General features: G+C 75.0%; 13 protein-coding genes and 2 pseudogenes. 2 read left to right on the forward strand and 13 right to left on the reverse strand.

All coding sequences use genetic code 11. The annotated features are described in order from the left end of the window. Nucleotides 1-25: 25 nt before the first annotated feature. A pseudogene (locus AY578_RS25120) lies at nt 26-115 on the forward strand (ISAzo13-like element transposase-related protein); the annotation flags it as partial. Here the strand turns inward: AY578_RS25120 and AY578_RS25125 are convergent. Both AY578_RS25125 and AY578_RS25130 read right to left on the reverse strand, forming a co-directional pair. Continuing rightward, a pseudogene (locus AY578_RS25125) lies at nt 106-411 on the reverse strand (glycosyltransferase); the annotation flags it as partial. The pseudogenes AY578_RS25120 and AY578_RS25125 sit on opposite strands and share 10 nt — an antisense overlap. Next, nucleotides 408-1,208: a MerR family transcriptional regulator gene (locus tag AY578_RS25130; protein WP_215047881.1), complete on the reverse strand. Its 801-nt coding sequence runs from the start codon at nt 1,206-1,208 to the stop codon at nt 408-410. The gene AY578_RS25130 and the pseudogene AY578_RS25125, both read right to left, overlap by 4 nt. A gap of 148 nt (nt 1,209-1,356) precedes the next feature. Between AY578_RS25130 and AY578_RS25135 the strand changes: the two genes are divergently transcribed. Next, nucleotides 1,357-1,509: an SIP domain-containing protein gene (locus AY578_RS25135; RefSeq protein ID WP_237556981.1), complete on the forward strand. Its 153-nt coding sequence runs from the start codon at nt 1,357-1,359 to the stop codon at nt 1,507-1,509. Between the two features lie 34 nt (nt 1,510-1,543). Here the strand turns inward: AY578_RS25135 and AY578_RS25140 are convergent, their stop codons facing one another. The 11 genes from AY578_RS25140 to AY578_RS25190 form a co-directional block, all read right to left on the reverse strand. Then, nucleotides 1,544-3,820, reverse strand: a complete 2,277-nt coding sequence (locus AY578_RS25140) for a hypothetical protein (protein ID WP_215047880.1) — start codon at nt 3,818-3,820, stop codon at nt 1,544-1,546. Further along, complete coding sequence (locus tag AY578_RS25145) at nt 3,817-4,917, reverse strand: hypothetical protein (protein WP_137208790.1); 1,101 nt, start codon at nt 4,915-4,917, stop codon at nt 3,817-3,819. The genes AY578_RS25140 and AY578_RS25145 overlap by 4 nt, the downstream gene beginning before the upstream one ends. Continuing rightward, on the reverse strand, nt 4,914-6,008 hold the full coding sequence (locus AY578_RS25150; RefSeq protein WP_158693597.1) for a protein kinase family protein: 1,095 nt from the start codon (nt 6,006-6,008) through the stop codon (nt 4,914-4,916). Before AY578_RS25150 ends, AY578_RS25145 begins: the two co-directional genes overlap by 4 nt. A 184-nt stretch (nt 6,009-6,192) precedes the next feature. Further along, nucleotides 6,193-9,006 carry a hypothetical protein gene (locus AY578_RS25155; RefSeq protein WP_258905601.1) on the reverse strand — a complete coding sequence of 938 codons (2,814 nt, stop codon included), beginning with the start codon at nt 9,004-9,006 and terminating at the stop codon, nt 6,193-6,195. A 391-nt stretch (nt 9,007-9,397) separates the two neighbouring features. After that, nucleotides 9,398-12,820: a tubulin-like doman-containing protein gene (locus tag AY578_RS25160; protein WP_258905603.1), complete on the reverse strand. Its 3,423-nt coding sequence runs from the start codon at nt 12,818-12,820 to the stop codon at nt 9,398-9,400. Nucleotides 12,821-12,933: 113 nt separating this feature from the next. Continuing rightward, entirely contained in the window at nt 12,934-15,327 is a 2,394-nt protein-coding gene (locus AY578_RS25165) for a vWA domain-containing protein (protein ID WP_161231853.1), read from the reverse strand. Nucleotides 15,328-15,632: 305 nt separating this feature from the next. Continuing rightward, entirely contained in the window at nt 15,633-16,154 is a 522-nt protein-coding gene (locus AY578_RS25170) for a Pycsar system effector family protein (protein ID WP_161231852.1), read from the reverse strand. After that, the gene (locus AY578_RS25175; protein ID WP_161231851.1) at nt 16,151-17,464 is read right to left on the reverse strand and encodes a hypothetical protein; all 1,314 of its coding nucleotides are present in this window, start codon (nt 17,462-17,464) and stop codon (nt 16,151-16,153) included. Before AY578_RS25175 ends, AY578_RS25170 begins: the two co-directional genes overlap by 4 nt. A 20-nt stretch (nt 17,465-17,484) precedes the next feature. Further along, a complete protein-coding gene (locus tag AY578_RS25180; RefSeq protein ID WP_258905604.1) occupies nt 17,485-20,298 on the reverse strand; it encodes a hypothetical protein in 2,814 nt (937 codons plus the stop codon). Further along, the gene (locus tag AY578_RS25185) at nt 20,295-21,287 is read right to left on the reverse strand and encodes a hypothetical protein (protein WP_202503681.1); all 993 of its coding nucleotides are present in this window, start codon (nt 21,285-21,287) and stop codon (nt 20,295-20,297) included. Before AY578_RS25185 ends, AY578_RS25180 begins: the two co-directional genes overlap by 4 nt. A 311-nt stretch (nt 21,288-21,598) precedes the next feature. Further along, nucleotides 21,599-22,324, reverse strand: coding sequence for a Crp/Fnr family transcriptional regulator (locus AY578_RS25190; RefSeq protein WP_019526391.1), 726 nt, complete (start codon nt 22,322-22,324; stop codon nt 21,599-21,601). Nucleotides 22,325-22,726: the final 402 nt, after the last annotated feature.

Raw genomic sequence — 22,726 nt, forward strand, 5'->3', positions numbered from 1 at the left:
AGCGCGGGCCATCCCCGTGGTTCTCATCACCATGAACTGGCGTGGCAGGCCCCTGACCAGCCACGAAGTCGTGGTCAACAGCATCGCCGCGACCCGCACCCGCACCGCCTGCACGTCCGACAGCAGGAGCAGGTCCGCGCCGTCGTCCACCGCGTCGGCGAAACCCTGGCCCAGTTCGGTGACGAAGGCGGCGGCGGTCCGCATCAGGCCACGCCTGCCCGTGACGTCACCCCGCGCCCGGGTGTCGGCGGGCAGGCCGCGGAACTTCAGTCCCGCCTCGCGTGCGAGAGGCGCGAACGTGTCCGTGGCGGCGAGGGTGACGTCGTGGCCGGCCTGGCGCAGTACGGCGCCCAGCCCCGTGTACGGGGCGACGTCGCCTCGCGACCCTGCCGCCGCGATCACGATTCTCATCGGCTTCCCTCGAGATCGGTGCGGTCACCGGAGTGGCGGGCGGCGTTGGCGTGCACCGCCTTGCGCAGATAGGCGGCCAGGCCGGGGCGTTGCTGCGACGGCGGTACGACCAGGGCGAAGGCACGCGGGTCGGCCACGAAGTCGTCCGCGATACGCCGGTGCATGTCGGGCGGGCAGGAGGTGAACCAGCGCGCGATGTGCAGGCGGTGTTCCTCGGCGAGGTCCATGGCCCGCCCGCCGCAGCTCGGCTCCCCCTCGTCGAAGGCCGCGAGCAACTCCGCCCGCCAGGCGGCGGCCTCGCCCATGAGGCGGGTCCAGTCCTCCTTGGTGTGGGCGTTCGCGCGCGCCATCGCCTCGCGCTGTCCCTCCGAGTGCGCCCACTTCAGCTCCGCCTCGGTGGCGTAGCTCAGGTCGAAGGCGACCTCGCCGAAGACCTCGAAGCGTTCCTCGGGGGTGAGGGGCACGCCGGTCCGCTGAACCTCGATGGCCCGTTCCGCGACCTCGGCCAGCCGCCGCAGCCTGGCGATCTCCTCGTTCAGTCGCCGCAGCCGGTCTTGGAGCCGCTCCAGGGCGTTCGCCTGCGGGTCGTCGAGGAGCGAGGCGATCTCCTCGAGGGGGAAGCCCAGTTCACGGTAGAAGAGGATCTGCTGAAGCCGGACCAGGTCCGCCTCGCCGTAGAGCCGGTAGCCGGCCGGGCTGCGGTCGCTGGGCGAGAGCAGCCCCGCCTTGTCGTAGTGGTGCAGCGTCCGCACCGTCACCCCGGCGAAGTCCGCGACCTGCCCCACGGAGTAGCTCATCCGCCTCCCCTTTCGTCGGCACAGAGCCTCAAGCCTGACGCAGGGGGAGGGTCAAGCCGTGCCCGGTGGAGGAGAGAGCCCTGCGGCGGCGCGTTGCTGGTGAGGGCGGAAGGGGGGCAGCCGGAGCTGGAGGGCGTGGAGGACCGCGTTGCCCCGGATCACCTGCGAGGCCCAGGCGGTCCGTGAGGCGCGGTCGTATCTCTTGACCGACCGGGGACTGCCGCGCCCGCAGGTCACCACGCGGGGCTACTGGCGCGTGGGCGCGGCGAACCATCCGGACCACGACTCCGGGGAGGACTGAGCCACCCCGCCCGCCGACCCCGGCAGCGGGGAGGTCAGTTCCCTTGCACAGGATGGGCCTTCTCGTACAGCGCGCGGGTGACGGCGAGCCAGGTCTCCTTCGGCAGCTCCGGGATGCGGTGCTCCTCCGCGTCGATCAGGAGTTCCTGGAGGATCCGGTGGTCTTCCGGCGCGTCGGACGAGGCGATCGAGCGCAGATACTTGGTGAGCCGCGGGACTTGGTGCTTCGTCGTCCGGGAGTCGACCAGCCAGGTGAAGAACCAGCGGACCATGCGGGCGGTGCGCCGGCTGTGCAGGTCGGCCGCGTACGGGTCGGAGAGGTCCGGGGGCGGCGTGATCCGGAAGTCGGCGGCCAGAAGGCCGGCCAGCAGCTCGCGGGCTGCCTCCTCCGCCTGGACCGCGTGCGGCAGGTGTTCGAGGATCATGTTCTGCGCCGCGTACGTCAGGGGCTGGCGCAGGAGCGACAGCAGGTCCTCGTGGTGGGTCTGCGACAGACGTTCCTCCGCGCTGTGCCGGAGGTCGGCGGCGCGTCCCGCACGGTTCGTCGCACAGGTCAGGTCCTCGGCCAGGGCGCGGATCTGGGACGTCCCCAGACGGGACCGGCGGCCCCTGTGCCCCAGCAGCTTCGAGACCGTCGACCGTCCTGCCACCGGCTGGTCGAAGAGCACCGGCAACGCCTCGTCCCGCAGGAAGCGTTGGTACTCCGGCGTCAGCCGGTCGGTGATCGCTCCCGATCCGGGGACCGTCGTGAAACCGGCTCCGGCCCCTGTCGTACGTCGGGTGGCGGGCGCGTCCAGGCCCTCCCGTGGCTGGAACTCAGGGGGCGCACTCGGCGCGGGCGGATACGGGGAGGAAGCGTCCGGCGGCCCTGGGTGCCCATGGTGGGTGACGGGACCTGACGGTACGGCGGGGGCGGGCCGCCCCGGTTCCTCCCAGGCGCCCGGCGTCTGCACGGTACCCGACGTCTCCCGGGTGCCCGGCGCCTGTTGCCGCGCCGTCGTCGGCTTCGCCTCCGGACCCGGCTGCGGGCCGGCCGACGGCGCTTGCTCGACCGGCTGTCGCTCCCACTCCGGCGAAGAGGTCCTGGCCGCGTCGGAGGCGGGGGCCTGCCAGGCCGGCGGAGTGGGCGACTCCCGGACGTCCGGCCGCGGCTGCGGCCGTTGCCGGCCGGGCGGAACGAGGTCCTGGGCGCGTCCTTGGGCCGGAACGGACGGAGCGGAGGACGGAGCCGGGGCAGGCGACGGAGCGGGAGACCGAACCTGGGCCGGGTCGGCCACGTGAACGGAACCCGTGTCCGTGACCTGCGCCCCGCCGTACCTGCCGGGCCACACCTCCCGGAGCAGGGCGTGGCAGCGCCGGTGTTCCGGGTCGGCCGAGTTCGGGTCGGTGTCCAGCAGCCGCCGGTACGGCACGTCGGACCGCCGGTCCAGGTAGTGGTCCACGAGCATGGTGGCGAGTTCGGCGGCGCGGTCCGTGCCGGGGTCCAGCAGATCGATCCGGCGCAGCCGGCCGTCCTCCGTGGGGGAGACGCGCCAGGCCGGGACGAACACCACCCGGTACGGCTGGTCGTCCCTCGTGTCGAAGGTGGCGAACTGCCAGCTCGCCGCTTCCCGCTCCCGGTCCAGAGAGGGGCCGAAGACGCACCACAGTCCCCACAACACCAGGAGCGCCGGCTCCGGCAGCTCCTCCGGCGGGGGCACAGTCCGATGCTCCCGGGCCCGGGCGTACGCCTCGGTCAGGGACTCGTCCAGTTCGCCCGCCAGGGCCGACAGCCGGGCCCCCGGGGTGCGGAGGAACTGGGCCACGAGACACACCAGCGGGCGCCGGACCAGAGGGACGTTCTCCCACATGCGGTCCCGCATGTCGGTGGCCAGGGCCTTGAGCCTGTCGCGTGACACCGGCTCGATCTCCCCTGTCACCTGGTCGGCCCAGCCCGGTGCGGCCCAGGGGGCCGCACCCAGACTGACGCAGTACAGCGGCACCAGATAATTCGCCGGACCCAGCAACGCGTGGCACACCGTGCTGTCGCGCCCCTGGGCGTCGGATCCCGGCGTGCGGCGGACCAGGAGGACGCGGCCGCCGGGGAGGATGTGCCGGACCACACTGGGTCGTTGCTCGCCGCCCATGACGCGCAGGACGGGGCCGAGCCGGTCGGCGAGGGCACGCGCCTCGGGCTCGGGGCAGGAGTGGGCGACCGCGGCGATCCCCGCGCCCCGGTGGCCCACGTTGCCGGCCCAGCGGAAGACGATCTGGTGCACCCGGTCGTCGGGTGCGGCCGTGTCGTCGGGCCGGCCGGGTCGTGCCGGTGTCACAGGCCCACCGCCGTCGCTCCGTCGGCGGCGCCGTCGTCGATCAGCCCGCACATCGCGAGCACCGACACCAGCGGTTCCAGGACCCGCAGCGGCCGGGTGCCGTGCGGGAACCGGCCCTCGTGGTCGTGACTGCCCGTCGCGGAGGCGAAGTGCAGGGTGCAGCGCAGCACACTGTCGAAGGGGGCGACCCACGCCTGCCCGGTGTGGTGGCGCAGGAACGCGTACGCGTCACGGCTCTCCTCCGCGAACCGGTCGGCCAGCCGCCCGTCCGGCGGAGGTTCGGCCAGCCAGCGGTCCACGGGAGGCTCGAACCGCACCAGATCGCTCTTGTTGACCACGACCGCCGCCGCCACCCCGAGGTACTGCCCGCTCGTGCGCGGCAGCCGGTCCAGCACGGTCTGGAACGCCGGATCGCCGCCCCTGGTGTGGCCGAGGTCGCCGCGCAGCGGGTCCAGGTACGGCATCGGCAGGGCCCGCAACGGGTCCACCACGAAGATCAGCGCGTCCACGCCCACCATGAAACGGGTCAGCGCATCGGTGCGACGCAGGTCCTCGCCGGCCAGGTCGAAGAACGCCACCGGCCGGGCCGTCCCATCGGGGCGGCTCAGCAGCAACGCGTCCACGAACGCCGCGAACTCGCCCGCGCTTCGGGTGTGTTCGAGCATCTCGCCGGACCGCAGCCGTTCCACCCGCTCGCTCATGAACGTCTGGTGGTCCTGCGGGTTCACCGACTGCATCTGGAGCCCGTACCGCTTCAGACCGCCGTCCGCGATCTCCGCGATCATCTGCGTGAGCAGATGTGTCTTGCCGGTGGCGGAGTCCCCGACCATCGCCACGGTCAGCGGAGCGCCGTTGGTCAGGTACGGCACCGGGATGTAGTGGGCCTGCCCGCCCTCGGAACTGCCGCACCGCTGATAGGCGGAGCGGAGGGTGTCGGCGAGGCGCAGCGGACTGATCCGCCGGTCCACGCGCAACTCCTCGAACATCTGCTTGTCGTTGCGGACGAACAACTGCTGTTCGTCGTACGTGATGATCTCCAGGCAGTACGGGCAGAGAACGTCCTGGGTGGTGGCCTCCGGCCCCATGGGAACAGTCATCGGCGGGTGTCTCCTTCGGACCGGCTCCCGCCGGGCTCGTGCGTGCCGGAGGTACGTCCTCCACTGATCCAGGTGCGCAGCCGGCCGCGCTCGCGGACCGGGTACTCGTAGCCGGTGAACGGCGGCGGCGCCTCGTCGTGCCGGGGCGGCGCGTCCGCCGTCCCGAGGTGCTCCTGCGCCGGGACGTACGGAGTGTGCGCCGTGGGAGGAGGGGGCGCGAAAGTGGCGTGCTTGCGGCGCCGGATCTCGTCGAACTCCCGGCGGTGCCGCTCCATCGGGTCCGGCAGCAGCGCGCCCGCCGCCTCGGCGGCGATCTCGGGCGCCAGCGTGCGCAGCAGCGCGTCCGGCGTCGGCCGGTCCGCGGCCTGACGGGCGAACACCGGTCCGAGCGTCTCCGCCACCGACCGCTGCGTGGCGAGGTCGGCCGGAGGCCCGTCGGGGCTTCCCGGGCGGCCGGTGACCAGGTGGTACAGCACCTGTGCCACGCTCCACAGCGCGTCCCGCGCGTCCGTCGTGCCCACCCCGGCCCGCTGCTCGGGCGAGGCGTAGGGCGGGATCCCGTACGGCACCCGGGGGCGCCCTGCCCGGACCACCGAGCCCAGGTCCCAGACCTGCACGCCCTGCGTGTCCACGCGGACGGCGCCCGGCACGATGCCCCGGTGCACCAGGCCGACGGCCTCCATCAGCCGTACCACCAGCACCAGATCACGCTCCACGACCCGCTGCTCGGCCATCGACACGCGCTCGGTCGGACCGGACAGCGGGCGGCCGCGCGGCACGGCGTACAGCACGAACGGCGTCAGGGTGTTGACGTCGTAACCGACCGGCGTCGGGAAGAGGCCGCCGAAGTGGGTGCCCGCGTAGGCGCGGTGCAGCGCCAGCGCGGCCGTGATCTCCGCCTGGAGCAGGGCGTACGCCTCCCGGTCCGCGCCCGCCTCGCGCGGCAGCCGGACCTGGAAGCCCTGCCAGCCGTCCTCGAAACGGACCGGCCGGGCCAGCGCGGGCGGCCGGACCAGACGGGGCCGGTCCGGACCGAACCTGGCCCGCACCCGATGCGTGACGCCCTGCGGCGAGACGAACGAGAACTCCACGGGGCCTTCCCGGGAGGGTGCGGGATCCTGTCGGCCGTCCGGCCGGAGGCCCGCCGCCGTGAACGGCTCCGCCGCCGGCCCGAAGCCGTCGGGGCGCGATGCGGGCCGCTGGTCGTTCACCATGACTTCCCCACTGTGTCGGTCCGTGTGCCCGGGGCACGGTCGGTCGTCGTCCTGACGCGGTTCACCGCTGAGCCCACTCCTCGCCCTGATCCGCGACGGTGCCGGTCGTCCCGTCGCCGGGAGTTGTGAGGGAGCCGTCCTGTGCCCAGGTGCGTACGCGCACGTTCTCCACCACACCGGCGCGCAGCGGAACCAGGCGCAGCGTGCCGGCGAAGCGGCCGGCCTCCGTCCACACCATCGCGGCCGGCTCTCCGTCGGGACCGCGCCCGCCAGGCGTCGTCTCGACCGACGGCCGTACGGCCTGGGGGGCGAAGGCGACGGACCGCGCCTCGGCCGGGTCCCGGCTGAGCAGCGAGAGCTGTGCGGGAGGACACAGCAGCAAGGGCCTGCCCTGCTCCGACCCGGTGTTGAGCACGTCCCTGACCCGCTGGACGCCGATGCCCAGCAGCGCCGCGGCGTCCGCCCGGGCCCGGTCCGGCCGGGCGTAGGGCGGAGTGGGCAGCACCCCGTTGTCACGCAGGCCCGCCCCGGCCGCCGCGATGGCCCGGGACACGGCGGTTTCCAGCGTCGCCGGTGCGCTGCCCCCGGGCCCAGCGCCTCCCGCGGCTCCGGAGGAGTCCGCGCGGCCGCGCAGCGCGGCAACCGTCGCGTCGGCCAGATCCGCCACCAGGGTCGGCACCAGATCGGGGCCGCCCTCGCCCGCACCCCGGTGCAGCCAGGGCGGGTCCACCGGAGGCACGGTCCGGGCGCGGTCCCCGGGTCCCTCGGCGCGCTGGCCCCAGCCGTCTCCAGACGCCTCGTCCGGTGCGTCGTCGGGCCAGTCGAGGTCCCCCCACGACGGCTCCGGCGGCTGTTCCTCCCCGTGCTCCGGTGCGGGGACGGATCCGGCCGGCGCGTGCGGTGCCGGGACGCTCGCCGGAGTTCCGTACGGTTCCCCCGCGTACGCCTGAGCCGTCTCCGGCCGTCCGGCCGGCCAGGACGACTCGTCCCAGCCGGGGTCGGACCAGCCGTCCGTACCGGCCGTACCCGTACCTGCCGTACCCGCGCCGGCCGTTCCCGCGCCGGGGGCGGACGGCGGGCCGGACAGCGGGTGTCCGGCGTCCGCCGCGACGGCCGCGCCCCGCAGCACCGCCGCGAGCGTCCGGGCGCCGTCGGCGAGCCGGGTGCGTTCCTCGGCCGCCCACCACTGGCGGTGCAGCGCGTCCGCCAGGGCCGCGTCCACCCGGGCCAGGCACGGCCCCAGACCGGAGATGCCTGTCGCCTCCCACCAGTCGGCGAGCCCCCGGCGCCACCACGCCCCGACGCACAGAACCGCGCCGAGCACACCGGCCAGCACACCCACGAGCACCAGCTCCCGCGGGACGCTCACCAGCAGCGTCAGACCGAACCCGGCACCCGCGCCCGCCGCCAGCGCCACGGTGCGGGCCGCAGCGGCCCCGTGCATCCGGCCGCCCGCCGCGCGGCCCGGCCGGACCGCGCGGGCCAGCGCGCCGCCGAGGAGGAACACCAGCGCCGGCACCAGCGCGAGCAACGTGCCGGGCCACGGCGCGAGCGCGGAGAGGAAGGCGGTGAGTGCCGTCGGCACCAGCCACCGCGCCCGGGCACGGGCGAAGTACAGCGGAACCGCGGCCGACACCCGTCCCAGGGACTGCTCCGGGCACGCCTGCTCCAGGTCCCCCAGCCGGGCGGCGGACGGCGTCGGGGCGACCCGTTCGGCGAGTGCCGTCAGCCGGGCCGCGACCGCGCGCAGCGGCAGCCCGGAGGTCAGCCAGTGCGCGGTGCAGCGTTGCAGTCCCTCGTCCGGGTCGCCGCCACGAGAGCGCCGTTCCCTCATCTCCGCGGGCAGTGCCACGCCCCCGTCGGACAGCCGGGCCAGCGCGTCGCCGCGCGGGACGCCGGGCGCGCCGCTGTCCCGGAGCACCCGGGCCACGACGTCCCGGTAGCGGCCGAGCGCGTCCGCCGCGCGGGCCGTCGACGCGGGCACCTCGTCCGCCGTCCGGCGGCCCGTCAGCAGTGCGCGGGCGTGGCTCAGTTCGTCCCGGTGTGCGGCGAGCGCGTCCAGGGCCCGCTCGCACGCGGTGCGGGCGGAGTCGGCCGCGCCGCCCGGACGCAGCAGCTCCGTCACCGGACGCTCAGGTCCCGGGCCGAGCAACTCGGCCAGCTGCCGCGGAAGTTCCTGCGCGGCCAGGGGCGCGGTGAGCGACGTCTCGGCCCCCGCGAAGCGGGCCAGCGCACCGGCCCACGCGCTGTCCCGCGCCTCAGGTGTCAGGTCGTGTTCCAGCACCCGCAGCGACAGGGTGGCCACCGACACCGGGGCGTCGCGCAGTTCGGCCAGCACCTTGTCGAAGATCTCCCGCACGCGCAGCAGATCGGTCAGCGCGGCCAGCGCCGCCTCCTTCTCCGCGCCGGGGTCGCCGGTGCCCTGGTCGTACCCCGCCCGCGGGTCGGGGGCCCACAGCACCCCCGTGTGGGACGACTGGAGCACGGACGCCAGCCGCAGCCGGCGTCCGCCCTCCGGTGCGGGGACATCCTCGTGCGGCATGTCCCGGTACGGCGGGTCCGGGTACGAAGCGGGCCGGTACGGCGTGTCCGGGGACGGGCTCACGGGGCGTCGCCGCTCCAGGTCGCCGGTCACCAGGCAGAGCAGACGCACCGCGCCCAGCGTCGGCGCGCCCGCGACCAGTTCGTACGCCTCGGCGTGCGCCGTCAGCCCGTCCGGGTCGTCCACCACCAGGAACCGCAGGTCGCCGGTGTGGTCCCGCGCGCCGTCCGGCAGCCGTGCGGCCATCCGGCGGCGCAGCCCGGAGCCGTCCTCGGGCACGTCCCGTCCGCCCCGGAAGTCGAGGACGACGACCGGGCTCTCCACGGCGGTCACGCGCTTCCCTCCCAGCTCTCGCGGGCGTCGCCGCCGGGCGTGATCTCCTCGTCGGGCCAGTCGGCGTCTCCGTCCGTGTCCGAGACGCCCCACGGCGCGGCCGAACCTGCGCCCGGCCAGCCGGTGTCGGGTTCGGCGCTGCGCGGGAAGGGCGGGTACTCCGGCGCCCGGGCGGGCGCCGGTCCCTGCGCGGGCCGTCCGGCCGGCGCGGGGCGTACCGGCCGGCCGGCGGGCGGTACGCCGCGCCGGGCCGGGCCGGCCGCACCACCCTCCGGACGTGGACGGTCCGCCGGGCCGGCAGCCGGGGGTGTCGGCCAGTGCCGGTCCGTTCGTCGTGGCGGCCGGCGACGCCACCCGCGGTCCGCGTCGCCGCCGTCCGTGCGCGGGCACCTCACCGGCGGGCGCGGACCGGGCGGGCGGACGCACGCCGCCGGCCGGCCTCGACGCCCGGCCTGCCGTGCGACGGCACGTCCCAGCCGTCGTCGCGGCGAGGCGCCCCGTCGTGCGGCGCGCCGCCGTACGGGCCGGCCTGCCGCCCGCCGTCCGCCGGTTCGAAGCGCTGCGGGAGTTCGGCGGGCCGCTGCTGCGAGGACCGGTCCCAGGCCCCGGCCTGGGACCCGCCCGGGATCCGGCCGGTGGTCCACGCGTCCTCCTCCGGGGGCCCTGCGTACGCGCCGCCGCTCCGGTTCTCGCGGACCCACTCCTCCAGGTCGCGCAGGGTGGGGTGGGCGGGGTTCTCGCCCTCCGGGAAGGGCAGGCCGAGCGCGTCGGGCAGGGTCTCCGCCCAGAACTCGCGCAGCCGGCGCGTCCAATCGGCCACCCGCGCGCCGTAGCGCCGCTCCCGCTCGTCCAGGAGCCGCAGCTGACGCGGCGCCACCTCGTGGACCAGCTGCAGATACAGCTCCGAGGGTTCGCTTCCCGAGGTGCCCAGCCCACGCGGCAGCGTGTTCATCACCACCTTGCAGTAGCTCTGCACGATGTTCTCCTCGGCCAGCAGCACCCAGCGCTCGTACGCCCGCAGCAGCCCGGCCCAGCTGGAGATGCCGTCCTGGTGGTCGGTGAGCGCCAGCTGGATGCCGAGCGCGTCCTCGCTGGGGTCGTCGTGCAGCCGGATGCGCAGCCGCTGCGGGGACGCGGGGTCGCCCTGGTAGTCGATCTGGCCGTTCCACAGCGCGCACAGCAGGCGGTTGAGGATGTGCGCCCGGTCGTCGGGCGTACTGGCCAGCCAGTCGTCCCGGTACCCGAGCCGCTGCCGCCAGCGCAGCACGTCCTCGTCGCGGCGGCTCTCCTGAGCCTTGGCCCACTGGCGCAGCACCTTGCGGGCCTCCGGCACCTCCGTGAGGCTCATCTCGCTGCGGAACAGCACCACGGAGATCGAGTCGGTGTCGACGGCACGGAACTCGATGGTCCGCTGGCTGTCCTGCGGCAGCCGCAGATGCTTCTCCAGATAGGTGTCCACGGCCGTCCGGCGCGAGCCCGGATAGGTGATGAGCACCTTCAGCCGTCCGTTGCCCTCGGGGGTGAACCCGGCCGGCAGCAGGCCGGCCAGCTTGTACCGGAACTGCTCCAGCGCCCGTGCGCTGACCTGCTGGGCCGCCTCGGCGTCACCGGCCTCGGCGGCCAGCAGCGTGCTCATCCTCGGCAGCAGCGCGCGCGACTGCCGTCCGTCGGGCCGCTCGGAGAACAACCGCTGCACCCGGTGCTTGAACGCGGCCTTCACCTCCGCCACGGCCGCGTCCGGGTGGTGCCTGCCGATCGCGAAGGCGCCGCGGCGCAGCTCGGCGTCGACCAGCTTGTGCATCAGTGCGGCCTCGTCGCCGTTGGGTCCGAGCTGATGGCTCTCCGCCAGACGCTCCATCAGCGCCTGGTAGAAACGGCCCAGGTTGCCCTGCGGGGGCAGCAGGTACGAGACGCCGGTGCGGTCGTCGTACAGCTCCTTGACCTGGGCCGCGTGGGCGCGCGGCTGGTCGTCCACGTGCTTGCGGAAGGCGTCGACGAGCGCGTGCACCTCGTTGCGCAGCAGGTTCGCGGCCTGCCTCCAGCGCGGTTCGTGCTCACTCCAGGCGCGGTGCCAGACCTTGTGGGCCCGCCACTTGTACCAGCGGTCCTGGGCCTCCAGCACGACGGCCACCTCGTCGTCCGTCCAGCGCGGACGCGGCCCCACCACCCGGCCCTTGATCCTCGGCACCGGCGGCGGCTGGAGGTCGACCCCGTTCGGCCGTGCCGGGTCCTGCCGGCGGTTGTCGAGCATGCCGAGGAAGCCGAGCCGGGCCACGGCGTTGGTCTCGTCCGGCACGCCCGACACCACCCGGCCGAGTGTGAAGAGGTCGGTCTTCGCCAGCAGTTGCTCCGCGGCCGTCCGCGGTGCGAAGCCCTCCACCAGCATCGGCATGCGGTGGGCGACCTGCCGCTCCAGGTCGGCCAGCAGCCGCCGCATCTGCTCCAGCCGGTCCCGCAGGGCCGTCTCGATCTCGCCGCTGCCGCGCGGCAGCGGGTCGGGGTCGGTCACCTCCAGCGGCTCGCGCCGCCACAGCTCGCCCAGCCCGGCGGCGGTGAACATCTCCCGGACCAGAGGCGCCGTCTCGTGCGGCACGGCGGTGGAGGGGTCGGTCAGCCCGGTCACCGCGTGGGCCAGCATCTTGGCCGCGACCAGTTCGGCCAGTTCGTCCAGCGGCGCCGTCATCGACGCGACCAGGCTGGTGGAGATGCCCTTGCGGCCGATACCGGTCGCGGAACGGGTCCGGCGGCTGACGTCGCCGTTGACGAAGTTGCTGGCGAAGGTCTGGTAGTCGTCGTCGCGTCCCCCGCCCTTCGCCTCGCCCAGATTGAGGTCGGTGCCGATCAGGGACACCACCAGGGACACGATGGAGCGGCGCAGATCATCGGGGCGGATACCGGCCGTCTGGCTGAACAGGAAGGCGGTGGGCACCGTGCCCGGCCGCAGCGACACCGGGTGGGTCTGCGGATAGCGGATGCGCAGCGACTCCCTGAGGTCCACGTCGCCCAGTTCCGCCTCCGCGTGCGGCGCGTTCTGCTCGTCGACCAGCCGGGACAGGTCCACCACCGCGCGGGCGGCGTTGAGTTCGGCCTCCCGGCCGCCGCCCTTGGCCTCGGGGAACGCCGACGGCATGACCACCAGCGGATAGATCCGCGCGCCCCGGAACCTCTTGTCCTTGAACGCCTGCCCGATCAGATGCAGGTAGTCCAGGAAGATGCCGGTGCCGGTGCCGCCTGCCACCGAGAAGGCCACGAACACGTCGCAGCCGTTGATGGTGTCGCCGCCGACCTCCTGGAGTTCCCCGCCGGCCCCTGCGATCGCGTCGATGGCCCGGTGCAGCGGGGTCAGCACCGGCGCGGGACCGTTGGCCAAGGTGGCGAACAGTGCGGCGCGGCCCACCGTGGGAAGCTGGCCGGCGCCGTTGCGCAGCGGGTTGATCTTGGGTTCGCCGCTCTGCGGCGGCAGCCAGTCGGACACCTCCTCGCGCAGCAGCGCGCGCAGCATCCGGGTCACCTCGGGCGAGCTCTCGTAGTCCGCGGGCAGCAGGTTGTGCGTGGCGCGCGAGGTGCGGCTGTAGGCCTGCCGGAGCGTCGCGTCCGCACTCAGGTGCGGCAGCCGGTGCAGCTCCGCGTCGCTGTAGTCCGCGTAGACGAACTGCAGGCAGGCGGGCAGTTCGTGCGGCAGCCTGCCGTTGCCGGTGAGGGCGGTGCCGTCCGGGCCGCAGAGCTCGGCGCGCAGCCGGCGCTCCAGTTCGGCGCCGATCAAACCGCCGGTGCCGCCGAGGCCGACGAACAGCATCGGCTGGAAGATCTTCATCGCTTCGTTTCCCCCCTGTCCGGTGCGTGGGCACCGGGCGCTGGACGGGTCTCAGGTCCCATGGGCGGGCCTGTCGTGGGTCGGTGGCGGCCGCACGCGCCGGCCGCCGGGTCTCAGGTGGCCTCGTCGAATTCGTCGTCGTACGAGGAGCCGCCGTACGGCGAGCCGCCGGCGGGGGAGCCGCCGTACGGGTCCCGGCCGCCGGTGCCGTACGCGTCACTCCGGGCGGACGTCGCCGTGACGGGCCGGCGCTGTCCGGGCAGCAGGTCCGCCAGCCAGCGGGGCGTTCCCGTCCGCGGGGCGGCCGTCCGTCCGTCGGCGCCGCGCTCCACCCGCAGCCGGACGTGGCCTTCCAACGGCACGTCACGGGCCAGCGCGTACGACTGGTCCCGCCCGTCCGGCGTGCGCAGCCGCACGCCGGTGCGCGGGTCGCGCTGCACGGCGTACCGGCCCATGGGGGAAGGGTTCAGCCGCGGGTTGGGGCCGTCCGGGTCCGACACGTCGAACCGGTACCAGGGGTCGCGCCTGCGCGGCACCGTCGTCTCGCTGGTGGTGCGCTCCCCGGAGTCGTCGGACACGGTGAGCCGGAGCAGCAGTCCCCCCGGCGAGACCCCCTCGCGCGCCTGCCTGCGATGCCACACGAACCAGCCGGCCAGTACCGCCAGGAGCACGGCGCCGGTCACCAGCGCCCACCACCAGCGGTCCCAGACCCGCGCGGGCCACGAGGGAACCGGGGTGACGTCCACCGTGACCAGCTTCGCGTCGAGCGGCCGGGCGGCCTCGTCGGCGTCCGACACCTCCAGCCGCGCGCTCAGCTCCCGCGGGCCCAGCCCGGAGCTCACGGTCAGCCGGCCGGCCTGGTCCACGGACTCGCCGGGGGCCAGCGTCACCTCGGTGAGGGAGAGGGCGAGGGCGCCCGGCTCGGTGTCCCGCAGCGACAGGCGCAGGGTGTGCGGCCGGTCCGAGTCGTTGGACGCCAGCAGCCTGAACGGCACGCTGCCGCCGGGGTGCGCCTGCGCGTCGTCCACGCGGAGCCCGGCGCGCACCTCGGGGTTGCGCGCGGCGGTGCGGGTCAGGAACGGCCGGTGGTCGGCGGTGAGTCCGACGGCACCGAGCACCCCGACGGCCTTGAGGGCGCCCTTCGCCGTGCGGGGGACCGTCACGGTGCCGGTGAAACGGCCGTCACCGGCGTCCTTGTCGCCGTCCTCCCCGTCGTCCGAGAGCGCGAGCGGCACGGGGTCGAAGCCGTCGCCCGTCAGCTGCCCGGACACCTTCAGCCTGCGCAGGTCAGCCGGGTCGACGACGCCCTGCTCGTCGCGGGTCTGGAGGGTCAGTTCGACGCGGGCCTTCTCACCCGGCCGGGGTGAGGCGGGCGTCAGGACGATGGAGGAACGCACGGCTCCCCGCCACTGCACGGAGACACTGGCCAGCTGGTCCCGGTGACCCTCCGGCGCGTCGAGCCGGACCTGCCAGCGCCCGGGTCTGGGGTCGGTGATGCGCAGCGACTCCACCTCGCCGCCCGCCCCGTTCAGCGTGAACGTGGAGCCGTCGGACCGGCTTCCGGGCTCGATCTCCCGGCCGCTCGGGTCGACGTACCTGGCCCGCACCGCGCGGTCGCCCTTGGAGACGACGATCGTGGCGAGCGTCGCCAGTGGCGAGAGCGGTACGGAGATGTCCGCCGGCGGGGTGTCCTTGCGCGGCGGGTCGCTGAGCAGACAACGGGCCCCGGCGAAGGCGCGCTGCACCGCGTCGCCCAGGGCCTGGGAGTCCGTCGCCCGGTCCGCGCGCGGACGGGCCGCCTCGAGGTTGGTGCAGCCGCCCCGGTAACCGCCTTCCGCCATGTCCCGCAGTGCGTCCATGTCGACGTCGTCGCCGAAGCCGAGCGGCCAGATCTGCACCCGGGCGGCGCGGGCCTCGGCCAGCGCCTTGACCAGCTCGCGGCGGCCGTTCTCCTCGCGGCTCTCCTTGTCCGTGCCGTAGGAGGGGCTGTCGCTCACGTCGAGCTTGCCGTCGGTGAGCAGGAAGAGGATGCGCGGTCGGTCGCCGCCGTGTTCACCCAGCCGGGTCACGGCCTGCCGGATCGCGCTCGGGAAGTCGGTCCCGGTGCCCTGGCCCTTGCCGCGCCGGGCCAGCTTGCGCAGGCAGCCGTCCATCTTCTCCTGTGCCACCGCGTCGAGCGCGGTCGTCGGGCACACCTCGTCCACCGGGCTCTGGTCGTCGTTGTCGGCGCTGGCGAACCCCAGGACGGTCATCCGCGACGCCGGGGAGATCTCCCCGACCGCGATCCGTCCGACGGCGTCCCGCTCCCGCTCCACGTCGGCCTCGCTCAGGCTGTTCGACTCGTCCACCGCGACGGCCAGGTCCACGGCGTCCGTGGCGCCGGCCGCGACCGGGGCGAGCGGCGTGGGCTGCGCCGTCCGCCCGAGCACGGCCGGCCCGAGGAGCAGCAGCGCCAGCACGACGGCGGTCCGCCGGACCCCGGGCAGCCCCCGGCGTCTCAGGGGCACCGTGGGGCTCGAACCGTCCGGCGCGCGGGCACCGGAGGCGGTGCGGACGTCGACCGTCCCACGGCGCCCCGTCGTCGCCGCACCCGCGTCATCCGTCGTACCGGCCCGGGATGCCGCGCGTCCGCCTCGTCCCCGTGCCGTGCGTCCCGCACCGCCGTACGCCGGTGCGGCGTCGTGTGCGTTCATGTCGTCCCCCTCCACTGTCACTCCATATGCCTGAATGTCGGGTGCGCGAGGCCTGTGAAGCCCCGCGTGTCCCGGTGCCGGCAGCCGGTGCCGCCTGTTCGCCCCCCTGCGTGCCGGGATCAGCCGAGCAGCAGCCCGGCCGTCGCCGCCAGCGCCCCCGGTACCAGCCAGACCGCCCCCCAGCGGATGCACCGGTACTTCCGGACGAGGATGTGGCTGTGGTCCACGGCCTGGGTCAGCAGCCAGGCGGTGACGTCCTCGCCCGCTCTGCCCACGGCCTCGGCCACGCCGCCCGCTCCGGTCGCCGCGTGCACCGCGACGACGTCGGCGAAGAAGGTGATGCCGGGCCCCACCCGCTCAGTTCCGCCGTGCGGCAGCACCGCCCGAACGAGTGACACGGAGCCCGCCAGCCACATCAGCAACCCGGCCACCAGCAGCACCAGTCCCGGCACGGAGGGCCGGTCCGGCGGGAGCTGCCCCGTCCCGACCACCAGCGGCGGCACGGCCAGGGTCACCGACAGCAGCACCGACGCCTTGGCGTCCGCCCGGCCGGTGTCCTCACGGACCGAGGCGAGCAGCTGCTCGGCGACGTAGCGGGCCTCCGGCACGATGGTCCCCGGCGCGTGGGGTGCGGCCGTCATCGTCCGCCGTCCCGGCCGTCCGTGCTCCCGTCCGACGGGTCGCCCCAGATGTCGTCGTCCTCGTGGGCCCCGCCACGGGATCCCGCCCAGGGGCCGGGGTCCGCCCCGGACTCCGTGTGCCCGGAATCCGTGTGCCCGGACTCCGTGTGCCCGGACTCCGGGCGGCCGGAGGGTTCGGCCTGGACGTACTCGAAGCCGTGGCCGTCGGTGTGTCCGGACGTGCCGTACGAGTCCGTCGCCGCGGGCGCGGCGGCCGGCGGCGCGACGACGTCCTGCGGCTCGCCCCACCAGTCGTCCTCCACCTGGTGCGGCGGTCCGGCCGAGGGCCGCGCCGTCCCGCGCCCCGGGGTGTCGTACGTCCCGGTGTCCCGCGCCGCCGTGGCGTCCGGCCAGTCCTGCGCAAAGGCCCCGGCGGATGCCGCGGGGGCCTGCGCGACCGGCGGGGGCGGCAGCGCGGTACGGGGCTCGAACCCCGACGACGGAAGCTGCGCCGTCCCCTGCCCGGGAAGCACCATCTGACGGATGTAGGCGTCCAGTTCAGGCGTGTTGATCCGCCCCTCGTGCGCCATCCGGATCAGGAACTCCCGGTTGGCGCGCTGGTCCTCGGCCTGGCTCTCCAGCATCATCTTGACGAGCCGGCCGACCTCGGCACTGTCGCCCGATGCCATCAGATACGCGTACTTCTCCGCGTCGGTGCCGTGCGCGATCGCCGCGAACCCACGGAAGCGGGCGGTCACCCGCTGCATCTCCGCCTCGTCCCTGCGGGTCCGGTTGACGAAGGCGATCTGTGTGCGGTCGGTGCCGACCTCGACGAACACGTCGGTGCGCAGTCCCACCTCGCGCCCGAGTCCCGCCCAGTGCCCCGCCTTGATGTCCCGCTGCACCGCCTGGTTGGCCTCGTGCGCCTGGTCCACGGAGTACCGGGCGGTGACGCCCTGAAGCCGGTTCACGATCTCAGGACCGAGGTCGTTCTCCACGCTGAACAGGCGCTTCTCCACGACCAGCCGGTAGTCGACGACCTCCCAGCGCAGCGTCACCCGGGTGTCGAAGAAGGTCGCCGCGCCGTGCGCCGGCAGCTTCAGCGTGAACGTGGTCGTGTGCCGTCCGCAGGCGACCTCACAGACACTCGTGGGCCGGGACCAGCGGCTGAGCCGGTCGCGGTGGTCGGCGCCCCGCGCGGTGATCACACTGTGCCCGCCGTCCTGGTAGTAGAGCACCGAGGCCACCTGCGCGCCGTAGTGCTTGAAACTCCGCCCCTGTACGGCCCGTTCACGCAGGAACGGCCCGGCGGGGTTGTCCGGGAGGGTCATGCCCTCTCCCTGTTCCACCGTCACCTCTGCTCCTCCCCCCGGCCGCCCTGGCCGCGTCCCGTCGCCGCCATCGCCGCCACCACATGGCGGGCGAAGGCAGCGGTCATCGGTTCTTCCGGCGCGTCCACCAGCAACCGCAGCAGCCAGCGCAGCCGTTCGGCGTCCCGACGGCCGCGGATCATCCGGGGCAGCAGCCACAGCAGCGCCTGGAGGATCTCCCCGCGAGGTCCGGCGGCATCGCTGTCCGCCGGCGACTCCCCGGCCGCCTGCTCGAACACATAGGCGCGGCCCGGCACTCCAGGTACCGCGGCGTCCGCCTCGGCGGCCCGCAGCCACGTGGCCAGGCCTTCCGTCGCGGCCTCGTGGGACAGCCGGTTCGCCAGCGCCCGCCACAGCAGGTCCGCCAGGGGCTCGGCCGCGCTCTCCACCGTCACGGCCACGGCCAGGGCCAGCGGCCAGTGCGCCCTCCGGGCCAGCTCCGCGTCGGTCGTCGCGACCGGCGCCCGGGGCACCGGCGGCCGTTCGTCCGTCCGGGTCAGGGCGTGCGGCCCGGCGCCGCCCGGCTGCCCCGGCGTCCTGCCCGCGAGCCGCACCCCGCCGGGCCTCCACACCCGGCCGGCGAAGGACGGTGCGGACAGGGCGGACTCGGCGGGCGGCTCGTCCGGGCCGTCGCCCGACTCCGCCTGCCACATGTCGTCGGTCCGCGCGCAGAACAGCCGTACGGCGCAGAGCATGGTGAGGTCGATCTGCTCGTCGGTGCCGTGCTCGGCCCACTCGCAGAGCACGGTGGCCGCCTCCCCGGCCCGGCTGCCGGCCACCAGCCGGGTCGCCCCGAACGAGGCGACGAGCGCATGGGCGCCGTCGTCCCGGCCGCCGATGCCGCACAGCAGCTCCATGGCCCGGCGGGTGTCGTCCACGATCCGGCCGGAACCGAGGGCCAGCGCCGCCGTCCAGCGCAGCGCCGGCACCGGGGCGTCCGCCCAGTCCTCCACCACACCCCGCACCGCCGACCGGTGCGGCTCGCGGCCGGCGGCCTGGTGGAGCGCGGTCGCGGCGAAGTAGCGGCGCCGGGTGTCCTCGGCCGCCGACAGCGGCCGGATGAGCTCCGCGAAGCCGTACCCGAGGTCGGCGGTGGCGAGTTCACCCGCGACCACGGCCGCGCGTACCCACACCTGTGGGCGGGGGTCGCCCGCCAGCCCGCGCAGCCAGCGCACCAGCGGGCCACGTGCCGCGTGATGGCGGTGCCAGACCTCGGCCAGCACCGAGCCCGCCAGCGCGGTGCCCCGGTAGCTGACCGTGCGGACCGGCACGGCCACCCCGCCCACCGACACCTCCTCACCGGTGCGCGCCTCCGCCCGGCAGGCGGCGAGCAGGCCGTCCAGGTCCTCCGCGAACACCGGCCGCCCGTGCGCCCGTCCGGGCATCCGTACGGCGAGGATCTGCTGGGCGAGCAGCTCGGCGGCGTCGGCCACCGAGCTGAGCGCCTCCCCGTCCAGCACCGCGAGCGCGATCCGGAACGAGGCCTCCCGCACCCGTGCCGCGGCATCGTCCATGAACGCGTCCGCCCCTTCCCGGTCCGGCGCGGGCGTCGGGGGCAGCGGGTCGGCCGCCCCCGAGAACCACTCGCGGGCCTGTCGGCGCGCGATGTGGCCGCAGCTGTCCAGGAGTTCGTCCCGGCTCACCTCGCCTCGCACGTGCTGGGCCACCCGTTCGGCGACCAGCTCCGTCTCGGACGGCCGCAGCGCCTCCGGCAGGATGCCCAGCGCGTCCAGGAACAGCGGGTGCTTGAGGATCTGTTCGCCCCGGCCCAGAGCGTCCGGGTCCGGGCAGTCCGCGAGGTGTCGTACGAGCTGCCACTCCAGCAGTTCCCCTGCGGGCGCCGGCGGACACGGCAGCCCGTAGCGCCCTTGCAGCAGATGACCGGCGGGCGACGTGGGGGAGACGACCAGCACCGCGTACGCCCCTTTCGCGGCGAGTCGCGCGGCCAGCGCGTCCAGGTGCAGTTCCTGCGGAGCCGTGAAGCCGGCCGCGCTCGCGGGAAGCTGGACCAGCAGACCGCCGCCGTCCGGCACACCGTCGGCGACCGCGCCCGGATCGGCGGTGAGCCGCCCCAGGTCGGACGGCGCGAGCCGGGTCACCCGGCCCCGGGTGAGGAGGACCCCCGTGCCCCCGCGGTCGTCGGGCTCCGCCGTCCCGGGCGCGGAAGTACCGGCCCCGGGCGCGGTGCTCCGGGCGGCGGCGGTCACCTCGTCCAGCAGGCAGAGCCCGGTGGTGAGGCGGCCGGTGCCGGGCGGGCCGCCCAGCACCAGGACACGGCGTGCGCGCAGCGCCCGCTTCAGCGTGGGATAGCCCGCCGGGGCCCGGTAGACCTGGCGCAGCCGGTCCAGTTCGTCCTCGGGCACGTCACCGAAGACGGGTGCTCCCGTGTCCCGGGCGCCGATGTACACGTCGCCGAAGTGCGCGCGGTCGAAGCTCGTGCGGTCGAAGACGCTGCTGTTGCCCCGGATGTCGAACCGGGCCTGTGCGGCCCGCTGGACCCGGGCCGCCGCGCGCGCCTCACCGGGGACCCCCGAGTCGGCCAGCGGGTCCCGGGTCGCCTCCCGGAAGCGCTGCTCCTGACGGTCCCGCTGCTCCGCGCGTTCCGCCTCGCCCATCCGGTCCCGGGCGCCGCCCGGGCCCGCCTCGCCGTCGGCGTCCTCGGCGGAATCCGGAACCGGCCGCCGTTCACCGTCCTGCCACGAAGGTTCGTCCCCTGCCCGCCACCGGTCCTGCCCGGTGGGTGCGTCCTGGGCTCCGGCGCCCTCGGCGCCCCCGTGTTCGTTCTGGCCGCTCACCGTCGTCCGTCCGTGAGGTCGTCGCCGTGCCCTTCCAGCCGGGTGCCGGGCGGGGCGGCGCGGTCCCCGGACCTCCGGCCGTCGGCGTCCCCGTCGCCCCGGCCTGCCGCGCCCGTGCCGCCCCCGAAGTGGACCGGTCCCTGGAAGGTGGCACGGTCCTGGACGACGCTGGGGCCGCCCTGCACCGTGATGTCCCAGTGGGCGCCGGATCCGGCGCCGACCGGCCACGCCTCCTTCCCGGCCGCCTGCCGTGCGGGTCCGTCGGCGAAGGGCCGGTCGCCCGGGGCCTCGGCATGCCCCGGGCCCCTTCCGGGTGGCCGGCCCTCCGCCTCGGCTCCCGTGGACGCGCCGCCCCCGTGCTCCCCCGAAGGCGCGTCCACGGGAAGTGTGTCGAACCCTTCGTCACCCGGCACCGCGGGCCGGGCCTCGCCCGGCACGTGGAACCACGCGGTCACCGGGCCCTCCTTCAGCTCGACCCGGGCCGGGCGGTACGCGGACGGCTCCACGAACCGTCCTCCGTGCCGGACGATCTCGTGGTGCAGCGACTCGGAGACCACCAGGACCAGATCGCGCCCCGAGCGGTCCAGCACCGTCCGGGTCACCTCCGAGTCCGCGAGCCGGCAGACCAGGTCCATGGCGTGGCCCGACAGACCCTCCTCGTCGTGCGTCACCGGACCCACGTGGAGTCCGACGCGCAGCCCGAGCGGGCGGGCCAGGTCCTCGTTCCCCGTCCGCTGCCGCTGGTGCACCTCCGCCAGCCAGGTGCCGAGCAGCCGGACCGGCGGGATGCGCGCGTCCACGGCGGCGATGAAGCCGTCCCCCCGGTCCTCCAGGTGCAGCATCGACCTCGCCACGCCCGCCGCCTCGAACGAGGCGTGGGCCAGGTCGTAGATCCGGGCGCGCATCCGCTTCTTCGCGCCGTCGAGGTAACCGCCCGAGCCCCGGGTGTCCACGCTCATCAAGGTCTTGTAGACGGCTCCGTCGGCCATCCGGCCACCCCCCTGTCGTGCCTGACTGACCGTCAGCATGGCGGCTCACGCCGGCTCGCGATGTGGCCGTTTACACATCCGGTGGCAGCACATGGATCCAGCGCCTGCAACGCACGCCCCGCGCGCTGCGCCGTTCTGCGCCCCGCACTCCAACACAACCTCAGGGACCCCTTGACGTGGACCAGTTGAGGTGATCTAGGGAAGGGGTGCCCGCGAGCGGGGGGCGGGGTGGGGGCCGAACCGTCGTCGGAGGAGGTGCGCAGTGGGGGCGGGAGCGGCGCCGGCGGTCGTCGGAGAACGTGCGCGAGGGCCTAGAACCCGATGTTTCCGCCGGCCGCCAGCAGGCGCAGCGCGTCGTGGTCGATCAGCTCGATGCGGCGGGGCCGGGTGCGGACGACCCCGGCGGTCCGCAGCAGCCGCAGCGACTTGGCGACCGCCTCGCGGGTGGCGCCGACCGCGTCCGCGAGGTCGTGCTGGGCGAACTGCGCGAGCACCGGGTACGCGTCCCCGGTTCCCGTCCCGTGCGTGGCCGTCGGTGCGGACGGCGCCCCCTGGAGGTCCGCGAGTTCCAGCAGCCGCCGGGCCACCCGCTGCAGCACGGTCAGGGAGGCCAGCGTGCGCCGTTCCTCGTCGGCGGTGCGCAGCCGCGAGACCAGCTGAGCCATGAGCACGGCCGACACCTGCGGATCGCGCCCGGCGAACGCGCGGAACCGGGCGCCCGGCACCACCAGGGTGCGGACCGGACCGAGCGCCGTGACGGAGGCGCTGCGCCGGATGCCGCCCAGCGCGGCCATCTCGCCCACGACCTCTCCACGCCTGCGCAGCGCCAGGATCAGCCGCGCCGACGACCGGTCGGTCGCCGTGGACACCACGGCCCACCCCTCGAGCAGTACCAGCACATGGCTGCTGTCGTCCTGCTCGTGCAGCAGGTGCTCGTCCGCCCGGAACGTCCGCTCGACACTGATCCGGAAAAGATCCTTCCGCGCTTCGTCGCTGAGAGCGTCGAGGAACGTGCGGTCCTGCACCACCAGAGCCATGTATCCGTCGCTTCCGGCAGAGGCCGGCGGTCCGGCCGAGGGGCGAGAGAAAGAGTGAGGCGGATGGGCCTGACACTGTACTCGCGCCCCGGCCGCGCCGTCCTGTACCGGCGGACACCGCCGTGACCTGTTCCACCGGCGCGCGGCTCCCTGCGGGGTGACATGGCCCGGCGAATGCGGGGCACGGGGGACCGGGACGGGAAGTCCACGTTCCCCGGCCACGCACACGGCACACGGGGCGGCTCGTGACGCCGTCGCGGTCGTCCGGACGGACGGCGCGAGGGGTCGCGGCGCACCGCCGTGTTCCGGCACGCGGCCGATGCCCCAGGGGCGGAACGCATGCCCGCGAAGGCGGACGGGGTGACCGCACGGAAGAACACGGGCGTGGCCGAAGGCACCGCC

The organism is Streptomyces thermocarboxydus (assembly GCF_024760485.1).
Classification (GTDB): domain Bacteria; phylum Actinomycetota; class Actinomycetes; order Streptomycetales; family Streptomycetaceae; genus Streptomyces; species Streptomyces cellulosae.